Raw genomic sequence first — 17,756 nt, 5'->3', positions numbered from 1 at the left:
CCATGCCCGGCACCCTCTACCTGATTCCCAACACGCTGGGCGAAACCGCGGCACTGAACCACGTCATTCCCGAACACGTGCAGGCCCTCACCGCGCAGCTGCCGCACTTCGTGGCAGAGAACGCCAAGACGGCACGCGCCTTCCTGAAACTGGTGCACGCCGTGCATCCGCTGGCGCGGCCCCTGCAGGAGATCGGCATCACGGAACTGAACGTGAACACGAAGGCGGACGCGCTCCACGCACTGCTGGCCCCGCTACGTGCCGGCCACGACGTGGGCCTGCTGTCCGAGGCGGGCGTGCCGGCCGTGGCCGATCCGGGCGCGGACCTGGTGCGGCTGGCCCACCGCGAAGGCATCCAGGTGCGGCCGCTGGTGGGCCCGTCGTCGCTGCTGCTGGCCGTGATGGCAAGCGGACTCAACGGCCAGAGCTTCGCCTTCAACGGCTACCTGCCCACCGATGCGGCCCTGCGCAGCAAAAGACTGAAGGAACTCGAGACGCGCTCGCGCCAGGAAAAGCAGACGCAGCTGTTCATCGAGACGCCCTACCGCAATGCCCAGCTGCTGGAAGCGCTGGTGGCCAGCTGCCAGCCCAGCACGCTGCTGTGCGTGGCGACCGACATCAGCCTGGCCACGGAAACCATCCGCACGCGCACGGCAGCGCAGTGGCAGAGCGCGCTGGCGGGCGGCCAGGCGCCGGACTTCCACAAGAAGCCGACGGTGTTCCTGCTGTTGGGACAATAAGACGGTTGAAGGCAGCGCGCCGCCGCGCTGCCGTCGCCCGGCGGTGCAACCGGCTCTTGCTACGCTGACCGGTCAGCACGTGACCGGCGCTTCCCGCGGTAACAGGGCAACGTGTGACCGCAGCTTCTGACAGTACCGGTCCGCACGTGACCGGGGTTTTCGACGATGAACCGGTCAGAGCGCGGCCGAAGCTGGCGCTTCCGCCGGATAATCGTGCTGGAAGTCGTTGACCCACTCGTAGGCCGCCAGCTGGCTGGCATACAACGCCGATGGGGCCAGGCCGACCTTGTGCAGCAATGCCGTCAGTTCCTGGCCCTCCTGCGCCATCTCCACCAGCTCGATCAGTTTCAGCACGTCGCCATAGCTGCCGGTGCGGTGCAGCAGCGCGTCGCGCACCTCGTCCAGCACGTTGACGCTGTCGAGGATCTCGCCCATGCGCACGGAGAACAGCGTGTCCATCAGCGACATGATGCCCACCGTGAAACCGACATCGGCACCGATGCGCTCGTTCGGGCGCAGCTGGGCCAGCACGTTTTCCATCGTCTTGCCGCGCGTGGTGGCCAATTGCAGCAGGGGCGAATCGAATTGCTGCCCCTTCACGTACAGCAGGATCTGCAGCCAGCGCTGCAGCTGGCGCCGTCCCAGCACGAGCAGCGCATGGCCGACCGAATTGATGCGGGTACGCGCGCCGACGGCCGGCGTGTTCACCAGGCGCAGCAGGTTCAGCGTGATCACGGGATCGAGCTTGATCTGGCGTTCCAGCTCGCGCTGGCCGGCGTCGGCCGCCAGCAGCTCCAGCAGCCGCATCACGGCCAGCTGCGACGGCGCGATCTTCTTGCCGGACAGGATCACGGGGCGGGCAAAATAATAGCCCTGGAAATACTCGAAGCCCAGGTCCATGCATTGCTGGAACTCTTCCTGCGTCTCCACCTTTTCGGCCAGCAGCTTCTGGCCGGGATATTTCAGGGAGCGCGTCAGTTCGGCCAGCGAACCGGGCGGCAGGCCCTTGATGTCGACCTTGATCACGTCCATCAGCGGCTGCAGCTTGGCCAGGTTGTCGGACGAGCCCACCACGTCGTCGAGGGCGAACTTGAAGCCGGCCTGTTTCAGCTCGGTCACGCGGGCCACGATGGCCGGCGTGACTTCCACCGTCTCCAGCACTTCCAGGATCACCTTGTCGTTCGGCAGGAAGCGGATGAAATCGCTCATCAGGCCCGCCGCATCCACATTGACATAGGCGAGCTGCTCGCCCACCACCTTGTCCATGCCCAGCTCGGACGCGTGGGCGATCACCGATGCCGTGGCCGCGGCACCGTCGGTGACGTGCGCCTCGTCGCATTCGGCATTGCGGTACAGCAGCTCGTAGGCAACGAGCCGCTGGCTTCGGTTGAGGATGGGTTGCCGCGCCAGGAAGAAGTGGTTGGCGAACGGCATGGGAAGGTCCGGACTTGCTGCCAGCGTCATTGAAGAGCCTGCGTGAAAACGATCCCGCACGATACCGCAGCCGTGAGCAGGAAGGCAATTCTTTTATGACAATTGGAGAGAATTACGTTTTCGAAGTGGTCCGGCCACTTTTGGTTGTTGTCATTTCGCCACTTTCCAGCGTGAACCCGGCGCCCTTGTCGCGGCCCAGCACCTGCACGAGGTAGGGCAACACGCCTTTCAGGATCGGCTCCAGCGTGTACGGCGGATTCAGGATGAACATGCCGCTGGTGTGCAGGCCGATGCCGTCCGGCGTGGGGCCGGAGATCGACAGGGTCACGTTCAGCCAGGAGGCGGCCGGCAATTTCTTCATGCGCTCGGCAAAGTTGCGCGCCTCGATGCGCTGCAGCACCGGGTACCAGATCGCGTAGGTGCCGGCCGGGAAGCGCTTCAGCGCGTCGTTCAGCATGTCGATCACCTTGCGGTAATCCTGCTTGTCCTCGTACGGCGGGTCGCACAGCACCAGCGCGCGGCGCGATGGCGGCGGCAGCAGCGCCTTCACGCCCATGAAACCGTCGGCCTTGTTGACGATGATGCGCTTGCCGCGCACCGTGCTGCGCTTGCCCTGCGCGGCCTGGTGCTCTTCCAGCTTGGTGAAGTTCTCGAACAGCAGGCGGCTGTCGGACGGATGCAGCTCGAACAGGCGCAGCCGGTCCATCTCGCGCGCCACCTGCTCGGCCACGTAGGGCGAGCCGGGGTAGTAGCGCATCTTGCCGCTGGGGTTCATGCCGCGCACCAGGTTCACGTACTCGGCCAGCGCCGGTGGCAGGTCGGTGCGCTCCCACAGCGGGCCGATGCCGGTCTCGTACTCGGCGTTCTTGCTGGCCTGCGGGCCGTCCAGCGCATACACGCCGGCACCAGCGTGGGTGTCGATGTAGCTGTACGCCACGTCCTTCTGGTTCAGGTACTGCAGCAGCTGCACCTGGACGAAATGCTTGAGGACATCGGCGTGATTGCCGGCGTGAAAGGCGTGGCGGTAACTGAACATGGTTCTCTTCGGGATGGTTCGACCTGCCATTATCCCAGAGATCGGCGCGCCCGCCCAAATCGCGCCCGCGCAAGACAAACCGCGGCTCGTGGCCGCGGTCGTCGTGGAACTTGCGCTGCCGGTCAGGCCACGCGCTTGTCGAAGAACTGCTCGTCCTCGGTGGAGCCGTGCAGCGCCGTGGTCGAGCTCTGGCCCTGCTGGATGGTCTGCGTGACGGCATCGAAATAACCGGTGCCCACTTCGCGCTGGTGCTTGACGGCCGTGAAGCCCTGTTCGGCAGCGGCGAATTCCGCTTCCTGCAGTTCCACGAAGGCGGCCATCTGGCGGCGCGCATAGCCGTGCGCCAGGTGGAACATGCCGTAGTTCAGCGCGTGGAAGCCGGCCAGCGTGATGAACTGGAACTTGTAGCCCATCGCGCCCAGTTCGACCTGGAATTTCGCGATGGTGGCGTCGTCCAGGTTCTTCTTCCAGTTGAAGGACGGCGAGCAGTTATAGGCCAGCATCTTGCCGGGGAATTTCGCGTGCACCGCTTCGGCGAACCGGCGCGCGAAGGCCAGGTCCGGCTTGCCCGTCTCGCACCACACCAGGTCGGCGACCGGGGCATAGGCCAGGGCCCGCGAGATGGCCTGCTCGATGCCGGGACGCACGCGGTAGAAGCCTTCCACGGTGCGCTCGCCGGTGCAGAACGGGCGGTCGTTGTCGTCCACGTCGGAGGTCAGCAGGTCGGCCGCTTCCGCGTCGGTGCGGGCGATCACCAGCGTGGGCGTGCCCATCACGTCGGCCGCCAGGCGCGCCGCGCTCAGCTTTTCGACCGCTTCGCGGGTGGGCACCAGCACCTTGCCGCCCATGTGGCCGCATTTCTTGACGGAGGCCAGCTGGTCCTCGAAGTGCACGCCGGCGGCGCCCGCCTCGATCATCGACTTCATGAGCTCGAAGGCATTGAGCACGCCGCCGAAGCCGGCTTCCGCATCGGCCACGATCGGCGCGAAATAATCGATGTCGTCCTTGCCCTCGGACCACTGGATCTGGTCGGCGCGCTGGAAGGTATTGTTGATGCGCTTCACGACCAGCGGCACCGAATTGGCCGGGTATAGCGACTGGTCCGGATACATTTCGCCGGCCACGTTGGCGTCGCCTGCCACCTGCCAGCCGGACAGGTAGATCGCCTTCAGCCCCGCCTTCACCTGCTGCATCGCCTGGTTGCCCGTCAGGGCGCCCAGCGCGTTGACGAACGGCTCGTCGCGCAGCAGGCCCCACAGCTTCTCGGCACCCCGCTTGGCCAGCGTGTGCTCGATCTGCACCGAGCCGCGCAGCCGGACGACATCCTCTGCCGTGTAGCTGCGGGTGATGCCCTGCCAGCGAGCGTTGTCCGCCCAGTCCTGTTGCAATGCCGTGGCCTGCTGTTCGCGCGTGGTCATGATGTGCTCCCGAAGTTGAAAAGAAGTTGAGAAAAAAAAACCGCATCCGTTGGGAACATCTTACGCCCGATTGTTCACTGCACAACGGGTCTTATATAAGACATAGGATTAAATTTATTCTCTTATTTTTCAACAACTTGTGAGGCTTATTTCATGATGCGGAACATCATTTCTCGCCATGAAAGGGCCTGGCACGGTCCGATTGCTGCGCTTTTCATTAACGACAGGGGTAGTTTCGTATCGTGAAATCCCGAACCGGATGGCTTGCGCGTGCAGAGGGCGGTCGCGCACTTCCCACTGACGGGCCAGCTTACGCCGACAGCCGGCAGTCGGCCCGCAGCGGTGCCGGGGAGCCGCTCGCCAGCCGGTCCAGCAGCGCCGCCGCCGCCGCCACGTCGCGTGTTTGCCAGCCCTCGGTACAACGCGCGTATGCCCGGCCCAGCACATCGGCGCCATGGCGGCCGGCGCCCCGTGCGCCCAGCAGCCGGGCCAGGCTGGTGGCCGCACGCAGTTCCCACGCCAGCGCGCCCTGCCCCTGTGCCAGCGCCAGGGCGCGCCGGAACGTGCGTTCCGCCTGCGCAAGCGCACCCACCCGCACCAGTTCCTCGCCCCAGCAGCGCAGCAGTTCGGCGCCGGCCCAGCCGGCGCGGCCTTCCTCGGCGCGGACCAGGGCACGCGGCGTCAGCAGGCCGGGGTGCAGCGTCGGCAGCACATCGAGCAGCAGGCCCCCGCATAGCGGATGGCGCACCAGCAGGTCCGCCGGTTCGGCCGGTTCGCCGGCATGGCGCTGCAGCGCGGCGCGGAAGGCGCGCGACCAGAACTGCCAGTGCGCCAGGCTGTCGCGCCGGGCGCTCTCTTCCATCAGCGCCGTGCAGCGGCGCGCCAGCGCCAGGTCGCCGCACCACAGCGCCACCGGCACGGCCAGCACGAGGGCAAAGCACAGCGAGACGGCATGCCCGAGCCGTTGCGCCTCGTCGACCCCGTCGCGTGCCACCGCCAGCGCCTGCTCGGGCAGGCCCTGCAGCCACAGCAGCCGGCCGTGGATGGCCAGCGACGAGACGCGTCCATCGAACTGGAATCCGTCGGCGCTGGCGGCGCGCGCCGGATGCGCCACCACGGCAGCCACCTCCTCGCCGGCCGCCCGCTGGTCGCCCAGGTAATGCAGGGCGCGCGCGACCAGGCGCCGGTGCGTGAGGCTGGCCGCTGCCGTGCCGGCCGCGCGCGCCAGCGTGCCGAAGCGGCAGGCCAGCGCGAGCGCATGCCGGTACTCGCCCTGGAACAGCGCATCGGCGTAGCAGCCCCACAGCGCGCGCCGCGCGGCATCGTCGTCGCCCAGCCGCTGCGCCAGCGCCAGGGCCTGGCCGAACGCGGCGGCGCGCGCGGCCGACGCGGCGCCGCCCACATGCAGCAGCGTGTGCCCCAGCGCCAGGTGCAGCAGCATGGCCAGCGGCGCGCCTGCCGCGCCGGCCGCCCTGGCAAAGGCCAGCGCCGGCGCCAGCCGCATGCGGTACTCGTCCATCAGCGACAGCCGGTACCACAGGGGTGCCGAGACGGCGGCCAGGCGCGCGCCGGCCAGCGGCTCGCCGGCCGGCCCGAACGACCAGTCCAGCGCCGCGCGCACATCGTCCACCGGCCCGTACTGCCAGGCCTCGGTGGCGCCATCACCGGCCGGCGGCTGCGCCACCTCGGGCAGGTCGCACCACAGCCGCACATAGAGGCGCATCACGGCCGCCTCCTCGCCCGCGGCACGCAGCCGGTCCAGCGCATAGCTGCGCGTCGTATCGAACAGGCGATAGCGTGGTTCGCGCGCTGCACCGGCATCGGCTTCCAGCGCCACCAGCGACTTGGCCGCCAGCTGGCGCACATGTTCGGCCGCCGCCGTGGCGCCCATGCCGCCGCCCTGCGCGACCTGCGCCGCGGCGGCGCTCGTGAACGCGCCGCGGAACACGGCCAGGCGGCGCAGGGTCGCCTGCTGGCCGGGCGACAGCAGGTCGTGGCTCCAGTCGAGCGTGGCACGCAGCGTCTGGTGGCGCGGCAGCGCGGTGCGCCAGCCATGCGTGAGCACGCCGAAGCAGTCGGACAGGCGGCGCGCCAGTTCCTGTACGCCGAAGAATGCGGCGCGCCCCGCCGCCAGTTCCAGCGCCAGCGGAATGCCATCGAGACGGCGGCAGATCCCGGCGATCGCCGTGGCGTTCGCGGCATCGGGCAGGAACGTGCCGCCAGCCGCGCTGGCCCGTTCGACAAACAGCTGCACCGCCGGATACGCCGCCAGCTGGTCCAGCCCGGTCGCTTCGTGCCACGCGTCCGGCACGGCCAGCGGTGGCAGCCAGTGCACCTGCTCGCCGTCCACATGCAGGGGTTCGCGGCTGGTGGCCACGATGTGCACGCCCGGCAGCTCGCGCAGCAGCCGTGCCGCCAGCGCGGCCACGGCCGCCACCAGGTGCTCGCAGCTGTCGAGCACCAGCAACACGCGCGGCGCCGGTGCGGTCCCGACCTGCCCTCCGGCGAGTGCAGCGGCCATCGCAGCGACCAATCCGTCGGGCGTCACGGCCGCCAGGCCCAGCACCTGCGCCACGGCGCCCGGCAGCAGCGCCGGATCGGCCAGGGGCGCCAGGTCGGCCACGTGCACGGCCGACCCGAACAGCGTCCCGGTGCGTGAACACAGCGCCAGTGCAACCGAGGTCTTGCCCATGCCACCGGGGCCCGCGATGGTGATCAGGCGCTGATGCGGCAGGTCGCGCGCCAGCTGGTCCAGGAACGCGTCGCGGCCCAGCAGGCGCGGGCCGGGCGCCGTCCTGCCGGCGGGAGGGGATGGCAGCGTGGCCGCCGTCGCGGTCGAGACAGGCGCCACGAAGACATAGCCGCGCCCGACGATGTTTTCCACGTAGGCGCGTTCGCTGCCCAGCGCCTTGCGCAGCGCCGCCACGTGCACGCGCAGGTTGCCCTCCTCGACGCAGGTGCGCGGCCACACCAGCGCCATCAGCTCTTCCTTCGTCACCACCGTGCCGGCCCGTTCGACCAGCACCGTCAGCACGTCGATGGCGCGGCCGGACAGGTGCACGCGCGCGCCATGCCGGTACAGGGCGCGCGCGTGCGGCACCAGCCGGAATGCGCCGAAGGCCACTTCCTCTGCCGTTCCCCAATGCTTTCGGTCCATGCGCTTCACCTCGCTGCCGGATCGACCCGGTCCGACGATTCTAGCGCAACGGTTATCTTATTTATATGCCCGGCATTGGCGCCCGGGCGCTCCCCGGATCGGGGGAGTGCGGCCCCGGCACCTCGCTTTACCATCGATGCCGTATTAGGATGACAGCGCGATGAACGGCAGATCGCCCGAAGGCCTGCAGCGCGCTGTCAGCTTGCCGTCATTGAATGTCCTTATCATCGCTATGCCCACTCCGAGAAGATGCCCGCCATGGACCCAGCGTACACCCCGCAGCAGGCAGCCCGCGTAACCGGGACCCAGGATGCACCCGATGCCGCCGCGGTGGCCGGCGAGTGCCTGCTGTTCGGTTCCTTCCGTCTGCTGCCGGTGCAGCGCGTGCTGCTCGAGGACGGCCTGCCGGTGAAGCTGGGTTCGCGCGCCTTCGACCTGCTCGCCGTGCTGGTGGAACAGGCCGGCACCACGGTGCCGAAGGCCGAGCTGATCCGGCGGGTCTGGCCCGCCACGGTGGTCGAGGACAGCAACCTGCGCGTGCACATGACGGCGCTGCGCAAGGCACTGCGCGACCGCCCCGAGGCCCGCCTGATCGTCAGCGTGGCGGGCCAGGGCTATGTGTTCGTGGCCCCCGTGCGCCGGGCCACGGCCCAGGCCGCCGCGGACGACGGCGGCCGCGCCGCGCTGGTGCGCATGCTGGCCGCCGCCCTGCCCGCGCGCCGCCTCGTCACGCTGACCGGTATGGGCGGCGTGGGCAAATCCACCGTCGCGCGGGCTGTGCTGGCTGCTGTCGCAAGCCGGTACGTCACCTGCCGCGTCGACCTGGCCGACGCGCCGGATCCGGCCGCCGCGCTGGCGCAGGCATGGTGCCTGCCGCGCGGGGGCGATCCGGCAGCCGGCCTGCGTACACATGCCGCCGGCCGCCCCATACTGCTCCTGCTCGACAATTGCGATCACGCCATCGATGCCACCGCCATGCTGGCCGGGCAGCTGTTGCGCGACGTGCCCGGTTTGCGCCTGCTCGCCACCAGCCGCGAAGCGCTGCGCACTGCCGACGAATGGGTACACTGCGTGCCGCCTCTGGCCACGCCACCCGTGCATGTGCGCACCGCGCGCGAAGCGCTGGGCTGGCCCGCCACTGCCTGGTTTGCCGAGCGGGTGGCCACGCTGCACGGCATTGCACTGGCCGAGGCCGATACACCCGCGGTGGCCGAGCTGTGCCGGCGCCTCGACGGCCTGCCGCTGGCGCTCGACCTGGCGGCGCAGCAGCTGGACCGGCTGCCGGTGCGCGAACTGCTGCGACAGCTCGATGACGATCTCGACGTACTGGCCGGACACGACAAGGGGGCCGCCGCCCGGCACCGCTCGCTGCGCGCGTGCCTCGACTGGTCGCATGCGACGCTCACCGCCGTCGAGGCGGCCGTGCTGCGGCGGATGGCCATTTTTGCCGCCGCCTTCCCGCTCGCGAGCGCGGCACGCATCGCCACGGGTGCAGGCATCGGTGCCGGCAACGTCGAAGACGCGATCGCCACGCTGGGCGCGAAATCGCTGCTGGCGACGATGATGCTGGAGGGTGTGCTGCACTGCCGCCTGTATCCGACCACCCGCCGCCATGCCCGCCGATTGCTGGCCGTCGACGAGGAAAAGATGGTGCTGGCGGCGCTGGTCGCGGACTGCCGCGCGCGCCTGCAGGCCGGCGCCCCAGTCGACCTGGCCGAGGTGAGGCACGCGCTGGACTGGGCCTTCGGGCCGGATGGCGACGCACATGCCGGCACCGCGCTGCTGATCGCCTCGGGCCCGCTGTGGATCGATGGCGGCCAGCTGACGGAGCACCGCACACTGCTGGAGCAGGCGGTCGCGCGCCTGCCGGCCGATGCCGACGCGGAGGTGGCGATGGCGCTTGGCGCGGCGCTGGGCACCACGGCCGTCTACCTGGACGGCCCCGGCGCCGGTCGGGCCGCCTACGCGCGCGCCTTCGCCCTGGCAGGCCGCATCGAGGACAATCCCGGGCTGCTGGCCACCACCTTCTCCGGCCTGGCGCTGGAAGAAATCCTGGCCGGCGACTATCCCGCGGCGCTGGCGCTGGCCGCCCGCTTCCGGCAGGGCCTGGACGACCCGCAGCGGGCCGGCAGCAACGACGCGGCCTGGCGCACCCATGACCGCGCGGCAGCGCTGGCGCTGCACCTGTCCGGCGAACAGGCACCGGCCGCCACGCTGGCTGCCGCCCTGCAGGCGCGCTGCATCCCGATGGGCGGCGCGGGCAACGGCAGCGATGGTGACAAAGGTCACAACGGTCAGAACGGTCAGAACGGTCACAATGGCTACACCGGCGGCAATGGCTACACCGGCGGCAATGGCAACAACGGCCGCACGGCCTTGCATACGGATGAAAACGTTGCCGCGGGCGTGACCCTGGCCCGCAGCCGCTGGCTGCTCGGCTATCCCGACGATGCGCTGCAGCGCGCCCGCAACGGCGTGCTCCGTGCGCGGGTGCTGGGCAACCCCGGCGCCCAGGCCTCGCTGTGCTACGTGCTGGCGTTCGCGCTGATTCCGGTGGCCTGGTGGTGCGGCGAGCGCGCCACCGTGCTGGCCGCGCTGAAAGAACTGGAAGCGGCATCCTGCGCCCTGCCCCACTGGCAGATGCTGGCGCGCGAGTACCGCTACGGCGTGCTGGATGCTGGGCCGCTGGGCACGGCGCTGGCCGCACCGCACCTCGAAACGCTGGCCACGCTCGATCCGCGCTATGCCGACGAGCGCCTGCTGCGGCATGCGGAAGGCGGCGGCGCGCGCTGGTGTGCCGCGGAACTGCGCCGCATCGAAGGCGAGCGGCTGCTGGCCGCTGGCGACCCGGCGGGCGCGGAGATGCGGTTTCGGGCCGCGCTGCTGCTGGCCCGTAACCAGGGCGCGCCGGCCTGGGAACTGCGCGCGGCCACCAGCCTCGCCGCTTCGTGGGCGGCGCGGGGTTCCGTGCCTCAGGCGCGCGAACTGCTGGGCTTCGCCATCGGCAAATTCAGCGAAGGGCATGGCACCGCGGACCTGCTGGCCGCTTCCCGGCTGCTCGACACCCTGCGCGGCAAAGCCGGCTGGCACTTGCCGCCGGCACCAATGAAAAACGGCAGCGGACCCGAAGGTGCGCTGCCGGTAGGGATGCCGCTCTGAAGGCGCGATGCGCGCCTTGAACGATGGCCGTGGGCAGGTGTCGACCAGCCACGGCCGCGTGCAGGGAACTAGCGGCTGACGGCTTCCTCCTTGCCGTCCGCCGCGAACACCAGCGCGCCGTCGCGCGCATCGATGCGGATCGTGTCCTGCGGTCCGAAGCGGCCTTCCAGGATCAGCTTCGACAGCGGATTCTCGATCTGCTGCTGGATCGCCCGCTTCAGCGGCCGCGCACCATACACGGGATCGTAGCCCGCCTCGGCGATCTTCTGCAGCGCATCGTCCGTCACGCGCAGCCCCATGTCCATGCGCTGCAGCCGGTCTTCCAGGATCTTCAGCTGGATCTTGGCGATCGAGCCGATGTTCTTCTCGTCCAGGCCATGGAACACCACGATCTCGTCGATCCGGTTGATGAACTCGGGCCGGAAGTGGCCGCGCACCTCGGCCATCACGGCCAGCTTGGTCACCGCCGGATCGCCATCCTCCATCGACTGGATCTTGTGCGAGCCCAGGTTCGACGTCATGATGATCACGGTGTTCTTGAAGTCCACCGTGCGGCCCTGGCCATCGGTCATGCGGCCATCGTCGAGCACCTGCAGCAGCACGTTGAACACGTCGTGGTGGGCCTTCTCCACTTCGTCCAGCAGGATCACGCTGTAGGGTTTGCGGCGCACCGCTTCCGTCAGGTAGCCACCTTCGTCGTAGCCCACGTAGCCGGGCGGCGCGCCGATCAGCCGGGCCACCGAATGCTTCTCCATGAATTCGCTCATGTCGATGCGGATCAGCGACTCCTCCGTGTCGAACAGGAAGGCGGCGAGCGCCTTCGTCAGCTCGGTCTTGCCGACGCCCGTCGGGCCCAGGAACATGAAGGAACCGTACGGCCGGTTCGGATCGGCCAGACCGGCGCGCGAACGCCGGATCGCATCGGCCACCGCCTCGATGGCTTCGTCCTGCCCCACCACGCGCTCGTGCAGCTTTTCCTCGATGTGCAGCAGCTTGTCCCGCTCGCCCTGCATCATGCGCGACACGGGAATGCCCGTCGCGCGCGACACCACCTCGGCGATCTCCTCGGCACCGACCTGCGTGCGCAGCAGCTTCGGCTTGTCCTGGCCTGCGTCCGCACCAGCCGATTCGGCGTGCTTCAGCTGCGCTTCCAGCTGCGGCAGGCTGCCGTACTGCAGTTCCGAGACGCGCCCCCAGTTGGAGGCACGCGTGGCTTCCTCCATCTGCTGGCGGATGCGCTCGATCTCTTCCTTGATGTGCGTGGTGCCCTGCACATTGGCCTTCTCGGCTTTCAGGATTTCCTCGAAGTCGTTGTACTCGCGCTGCAGGCGGGCGATTTCCTCGTCGATCAGGTCGAGGCGCTTGCGCGAGCCTTCGTCCTTCTCGCGCTTGACGGCTTCCTTCTCGATCTTCAGCTGGATCAGCCGGCGTTCCAGCTTGTCCATCACTTCCGGCTTGCTGTCGATCTCGATCTTGATCTTCGAGGCCGCCTCGTCGATCAGGTCGATCGCCTTGTCGGGCAGGAAGCGGTCGGTGATGTAGCGGTGCGACAGCTCGGCCGCGGCGATGATGGCCGGGTCGGTGATCTCCACCTTGTGGTGCAGCTCGTACTTGTCCTGCAGGCCGCGCAGGATGGCGATCGTCGCCTCCACGGTCGGCTCGTCGACGAGGATCTTCTGGAAGCGGCGCTCCAGCGCGGCATCCTTCTCGATGTACTTGCGGTACTCGTCCAGCGTGGTGGCGCCCACGCAGTGCAGCTCGCCGCGGGCCAGCGCGGGTTTGAGCATGTTCCCCGCGTCCATCGCGCCTTCCGCCTTGCCGGCGCCGACCATCGTGTGCAGCTCGTCGATGAAGACGATGGTCTGGCCTTCGTCCTTCGCCAGTTCGTTCAGCACGGACTTCAGGCGTTCCTCGAACTCGCCGCGGAACTTGGCGCCGGCCAGCAGCGCGGCCATGTCGAGCGACAGCACGCGCTTGCCGCGCAGCGAATCGGGCACTTCGTTGTTGACGATGCGCTGCGCCAGGCCTTCGACGATGGCGGTCTTGCCAACGCCCGGTTCGCCGATCAGCACGGGATTGTTCTTGGTACGGCGCTGCAGCACCTGGATGGCGCGGCGGATCTCGTCGTCGCGGCCGATCACGGGGTCGAGCTTGCCCTGGCGCGCCCGCTCCGTCAGGTCCAGCGTGTATTTCTTCAGCGATTCGCGCTGGCCGTCCGCTTCCTGCGAATCGACCTTGCCGCCGCCCCGCACGGCATCGATGGCCGACTCCAGCGACTTGCGGGTCAGGCCGTTTTCCTTGGCCAGGCGGCCCGCATCGGACTTGTCGTCGGCCAGCGCCAGCAGCACCATCTCGCCGGACACGAACTGGTCGCCGCGCTTCTGCGCTTCCTTGTCGGCCAGGTTCAGCATGTTGATGAATTCGCGGCTGACCTGCACGTTGCCGCCCGTGCCGGACACCTTCGGCAGCCGCTCGACGGCGCCTTTCAGCGCGGCCGACAGCCCGCCGACATTGACGCCGGCGCGCTGCAGCAGCGAACGGGCACCGCCGTCGTCCTGGTTCAGCAGGGCGCTCAAGAGGTGCACGGGCTCGATGTAGGGATTGTCGCCCCCGACGGCCAGGCTCTGGGCATCGGCCAGCGCTTCCTGGAGTTTGGTGGTGAGTTTGTCTTGACGCATTGCACTTGCTCCTGAATTTTTTATCTGGCGATAAAGTAGGGCTGTGCGGGCACTATTTCAAGCAGGCTTTTTTACGCCAGTCAATACGGCACTCAACCTTGCGTGGCAGCCTGCCCGGGCGGCGCCCACTTGCGCAGCGCCTCGTCGTCGCTCACGCGCGCATCCACCCAGCGGGACCCGGCCGGCGTGTCTTCCTTCTTCCAGAACGGCGCCGCCGTCTTCAGGTAGTCGATGATGAACTCGCAGGCGGCAAACGCCTCGCCGCGGTGGGGCGACGTGACGGCCACCAGCACGATCTGGTCGCGCGGCAGCAGCGGGCCGACGCGGTGGACCACCAGCGCATCGAGGATCGGCCAGCGCGCCAGGGCCTGGTCGATGATCGCGTCGATGGAGGCTTCCGTCATCCCGGGATAGTGTTCGAGCTCCATCGCGGCCACCTGCGCCCCCTCGTTCAGGTCGCGCACCGTGCCCACGAAGGTGACGATGCCGCCCACCTTCGCGCCGTTGGCCCGCAGCGCCGCCACTTCGGTGGAGAGGTCGAAGTCGGCGGTCTGGATGCGCACCCGGCTGGCCATGATGCCGGGCGATGGCTCGGGCTTCGAGACGTCTGTCGTCATTTCGCCTCTTTGCGCAGCAGCGCATCCATGCGGCTGGCGGTGCGGTCGTCCACCAGCGCGGGCAGTGCGCACAGCGCCAGCAGCGGCGGCGCGATGCCGGCGGCCGGCCGGCCCGCCCCGGCACCGGCCTTGTGGCCGGACTTGAGCGAATCCTGCAGCACTTCCACCTGCATCTTGAGCCGGTCGCGCGCGAACTCGGCGCCGCTGTCGATGCCGGCGACGATTTCCTGCCGCAGGATTTCCGTCAGCAGGCGCGCACGGTTCCCTTCCAGCGTGGCGGCATACGCGGCGCGCTCGCTGGCCTCCCCGGCCGCCGCAGCCAGCGCCGCATTGAAGCGGCCATGCAGCGTGCGGTCGGCGTCGCCCGGCAGCGCCGCCAGGGCCTGCCAGCGCCCGTTCCAGGCATCGGCTTCCACGGGTTCAGTGCCGGCGACGGCTGCCTCCAGCGCCTGCACGAGACGCAGGCGATCGCGCAAGGCATTGGCCTGCGCCGTGCCGGCCTGTCGCCGGATCGTGTCGGCCTGCCCTTGCAGCGCGCTGACAGCGGCGCGGTAACGCTGCTCGATGCGCCCTTCCGCGGCCCGCGGCACCGGTCCGGTGGCATGCCAGGCGGTGGCCGCATCGCGCAGCGCCTTCGTGATGGCCGCCTGGCGCGCCTTGCCGCCATCGGCATCGGCATCGTCGCCGTCGAACGTGAAGGCCTCCAGCTGGGCACTGATGGCTTCGCGGGCATGCAGGTGGGCCTTGCGTTCGTGGTCGGCGGCGTGGGCCGATTCCTTGCGCTTCGCAAAAATCGTGTCGCAGGCGGCGCGGAATTTCTGCCACAGCGCCTGCTCCTGGCGGCGTTCCAGCGGCAGCGCCTTGGCATGCCCCTGCCACGCCTCCTGCAGGCCGCGCAGCGTGTCCACCGTGTGGCGATCGGCCGGATCGAGCTTGTAGACTTCCTCGATAAGCTGTTCGCGGCGGGCCACCTCGATGCCGCGCTGCGCTTCCAGCGGCGCCATCAGCGTTTCCATCGCCTTGCCGAAGGCCGTGTCGAGACGCTTCTTGTCCTTGCGGTCGATCGTGCCGAGGCGGCTCCAGGCCTGGCGCAGCCGCTGCGAGGACGACGCCAGCGTGCGCCAGTCTTCCCGCGCCGCCGGCGAATCGGCCACCAGCGCCTGCACCTCGTCGACCAGTGCCTGCGCCTTCGCGGCGTTGCCATGGCGTTCGTCGGCCAGGTGGCGGAAGTGTGCGGCGGCCGGCGCGTAGGCCGCCGTGCAGGCCGCGTCGAACTTCTCCCACAGGCTTTTCGGCGCCGGGCCCGAGACGGTATCGAGCGACTTCCACCGCTCGCGCATCGCGCTGACCTTGCGGGCCAGTTCCGCCATCGCCAGGTTCTGCGCCGGCAGGCCTTCGACGGCATGCACCAGCTCCTCGCGCGACACATTGCCGCCCCAGCGCGCCCAGGCGGACAGCCGCTTCAGTTCGGCGCGCACATGGGCCAGCCGCTCGCCCTGCTGCGGCGTCAGGCGGCCGGTCTTGCTGTCCTTCAAAGCCTTGTCGTGCTCGGCGGCCGTGTGAAGCTGGCCTGCTTCGAGCGCCGCTTCCATTGCAGCGACCTGGGCCATGAAGCGTTCGTTGGCCTCGCGGTCGGCCGGGGTGATCTTCTTTTCCCTGGGCGGACGGGCGGGTGCAGGAGCGGGCCCGGCCGGGGCAGCGGTGTCCGGGCTGGCATCGGTGGCGCCGGCAGCGGCAATGTCGGCCGTTGCGACATCGGCCGGGGCGGACACACCGGCCGGCTCGGCCGTCTCGGGGGCATCGCCGGCAGGCACTTCCGCTGGCGCTGGCGCCGCGGCCGCGCTCATCCGTGCCAGCGCCGCCCGGGCGCCGGCCAGCGCTTCTTCCACGTCACCCAGCAGGTGGCGCGGCAGCGTGCTTTTTTCGGGGGAGGCCAGGTAGGTGGCGTGGGCGCTTTCCAGCTTCGCCAGCTCGGCTTCGGCCTCCGCACCATCGCCGCTGGCCAGCCGGCGCAGCGCCGCCAGCGCATCGATCGCGGCGCGCTGCAGCGTCACCTGCGCTTCCAGCCGGCTGCCCAGCGCGGCGCGCAGCTGGTCGAACTGCGCGGCCATCTCCGGCGGTGCATCGATCACTTTCCATTGACGGTCCAGGTCGGCCACCTGGTTCGGTGCCAGCTTTTCGTCCTGCAGCAGGCGCTGCGCGGCGGCAATGGTGGCCTCGGCCTGGCGGCTTTCCATCTCGCGGTGCCGCAGTGCATCGAGGCGGCCCTGCACCAGCTTGGCAACGCGGCGGTCCGTGTTGCGCACGGCTGCCTGGACCTTTTCCAGCATCGGCCGGGACACCACGTGCTCGGCAGCGGCCAGCCGCACGTCGGCGAATTCGCTCTGCAGGATCAGCTCGACGGCAGCAGCCTCGTCGGCGGCCAGCGTGCGGGCCCGTTCGGCCTGCTCGGCGCGCCGCGCGGCGGCCGCTTCGCGGGCCGCGGCCTCCGGCGCACCGCCCTGGCCGGCGCCTTCGGCTGCCTGCGGATCGGTGCCCTTGTCGCCCGGGCGTTTGAAGAGGAATTCAAACATGATGTGCTATCGATGGATCAAAAACGCCATCATAGCGCAGCGACGCTTTTCGCGGCGGCGCCGGTGCGGGCCGGACGGCGTGCCCGCCCTGCCTCAGTCCGCCGCGGCGGCACGCGGCGCGGCCCGCTCGCGCTCGCGCAGGCGCGCCGCCGGCATGCGGATCTCGATCGCCGCCACCGGCTCGGCCGGCGGGGCCAGGCGCGGCACCAGCGCGATCACATCGCTCCCGGGGCCCTCGCCGTGGCGACGTGCCTCGGCCACCTGGGCGTCGTGTGCCAGCAGCTTGTTGGCGATCGCGAACCAGGCTTCTCCGCAGATCGCGCTGCGGGCGATGGCGAACAGCTCCTGCTCTTCCTTCTCCAGGCGCTGCAGCAGCGTGCCGCAGAACGTTTCGATCGATTCGCAGATGCCCGGGTCCGGCTCCACGCTGCCGGCCCCCGCATGCTCCAGCCGCTCCTTCAGGCGCCGCACGATGCCCAGCGCAAACCCGTTCAGGCGCGACAGCTCGTCGAGCAGCTGGTCGGCCCGCTCGGTGGCCTGGCGCAGCGCCGGGATCAGGTACAGCTCGATCTTGCGCCAGCTGCAGGCCTGGTACAGGCGCTCCAGCGTTTCGCATGCGTATTCAAGCTGGGACAGGGTGAGGCTGTGCTGACGGGTCAGCGTCGACTCCACATATTTCTGGAATGAAAGTACGCTGAGACGGATATTGGCCTGCTCGACGGACAGGGCAACCAGCGCATAGGTAGCCGTTAGCATGTGGATTCCCCCATCGTGTGCCCAGGTGTGGCTAGACTCTGAACGGACTGCGGACGAACTGCAACCGACTGCAACCAACTGCAATGAACTGCAATGAACTGCAATGAACTGCAAGGAGCTGGAAATAACTGCGATGCGCCGCGACGCATTGCGAACAAGCTGCGCGAGGACGACGTGGCGCCCGCGGA

Annotated in this window: 10 protein-coding genes; 2 read left to right on the top strand and 8 right to left on the bottom strand. The window is 69.2% G+C overall.

Annotated elements, in window-relative coordinates; all coding sequences use genetic code 11:
- The first annotated feature begins 2 nt into the window (after positions 1-2).
- A complete protein-coding gene (locus IP91_RS20065; RefSeq protein ID WP_145651286.1) occupies positions 3-740 on the top strand; it encodes an SAM-dependent methyltransferase in 738 nt (245 codons plus the stop codon).
- Positions 741-914: 174 nt separating this feature from the next.
- Here IP91_RS20065 and IP91_RS20060 read toward each other — a convergent pair whose 3' ends face one another.
- From IP91_RS20060 to IP91_RS20045, 4 genes are all read right to left on the bottom strand, one after another.
- Positions 915-2,174 carry an EAL and HDOD domain-containing protein gene (locus IP91_RS20060; protein ID WP_229474726.1) on the bottom strand — a complete coding sequence of 420 codons (1,260 nt, stop codon included), beginning with the start codon at positions 2,172-2,174 and terminating at the stop codon, positions 915-917.
- A gap of 112 nt (positions 2,175-2,286) precedes the next feature.
- Positions 2,287-3,210, bottom strand: a complete 924-nt coding sequence (locus tag IP91_RS20055) for a 23S rRNA (adenine(2030)-N(6))-methyltransferase RlmJ (protein ID WP_145651282.1) — start codon at positions 3,208-3,210, stop codon at positions 2,287-2,289.
- A gap of 122 nt (positions 3,211-3,332) precedes the next feature.
- A complete protein-coding gene (gene aceA / locus IP91_RS20050; RefSeq protein ID WP_145651280.1) occupies positions 3,333-4,628 on the bottom strand; it encodes an isocitrate lyase in 1,296 nt (431 codons plus the stop codon).
- Between the two features lie 310 nt (positions 4,629-4,938).
- A complete protein-coding gene (locus IP91_RS20045; RefSeq protein ID WP_145651278.1) occupies positions 4,939-7,785 on the bottom strand; it encodes an ATP-binding protein in 2,847 nt (948 codons plus the stop codon).
- Between the two features lie 258 nt (positions 7,786-8,043).
- On the opposite strand from IP91_RS20045, the gene IP91_RS20040 reads away from it, so the two are divergent.
- Positions 8,044-10,944 (top strand): ATP-binding protein, encoded by a 2,901-nt coding sequence (locus tag IP91_RS20040; protein ID WP_158643177.1) that lies wholly within the window; start codon positions 8,044-8,046, stop codon positions 10,942-10,944.
- Between the two features lie 68 nt (positions 10,945-11,012).
- On the opposite strand, the gene clpB is transcribed toward IP91_RS20040, so the two are convergent.
- The 4 genes from clpB to IP91_RS20020 all read right to left on the bottom strand — a co-directional run bounded on the left by clpB (position 11,013) and on the right by IP91_RS20020 (position 17,568).
- Entirely contained in the window at positions 11,013-13,622 is a 2,610-nt protein-coding gene (gene clpB, locus IP91_RS20035) for an ATP-dependent chaperone ClpB (RefSeq protein ID WP_145651274.1), read from the bottom strand.
- A gap of 92 nt (positions 13,623-13,714) precedes the next feature.
- Entirely contained in the window at positions 13,715-14,239 is a 525-nt protein-coding gene (locus IP91_RS20030) for a molybdenum cofactor biosynthesis protein MoaE (RefSeq protein ID WP_229474724.1), read from the bottom strand.
- On the bottom strand, positions 14,236-16,812 hold the full coding sequence (locus IP91_RS20025; RefSeq protein WP_145651272.1) for a DUF349 domain-containing protein: 2,577 nt from the start codon (positions 16,810-16,812) through the stop codon (positions 14,236-14,238). Before IP91_RS20025 ends, IP91_RS20030 begins: the two co-directional genes overlap by 4 nt.
- 93 nt (positions 16,813-16,905) lie before the next feature.
- Entirely contained in the window at positions 16,906-17,568 is a 663-nt protein-coding gene (locus IP91_RS20020) for a hypothetical protein (protein ID WP_145651270.1), read from the bottom strand.
- Positions 17,569-17,756 lie beyond the last annotated feature (188 nt).

This window comes from Pseudoduganella lurida, assembly GCF_007830455.1.
In the GTDB taxonomy this organism is placed as follows: domain Bacteria; phylum Pseudomonadota; class Gammaproteobacteria; order Burkholderiales; family Burkholderiaceae_D; genus Rugamonas; species Rugamonas lurida.
The sequence above is the reverse complement of the archived record's forward strand: the minus strand, read 5'-3'. Positions and strand labels throughout refer to the sequence as shown.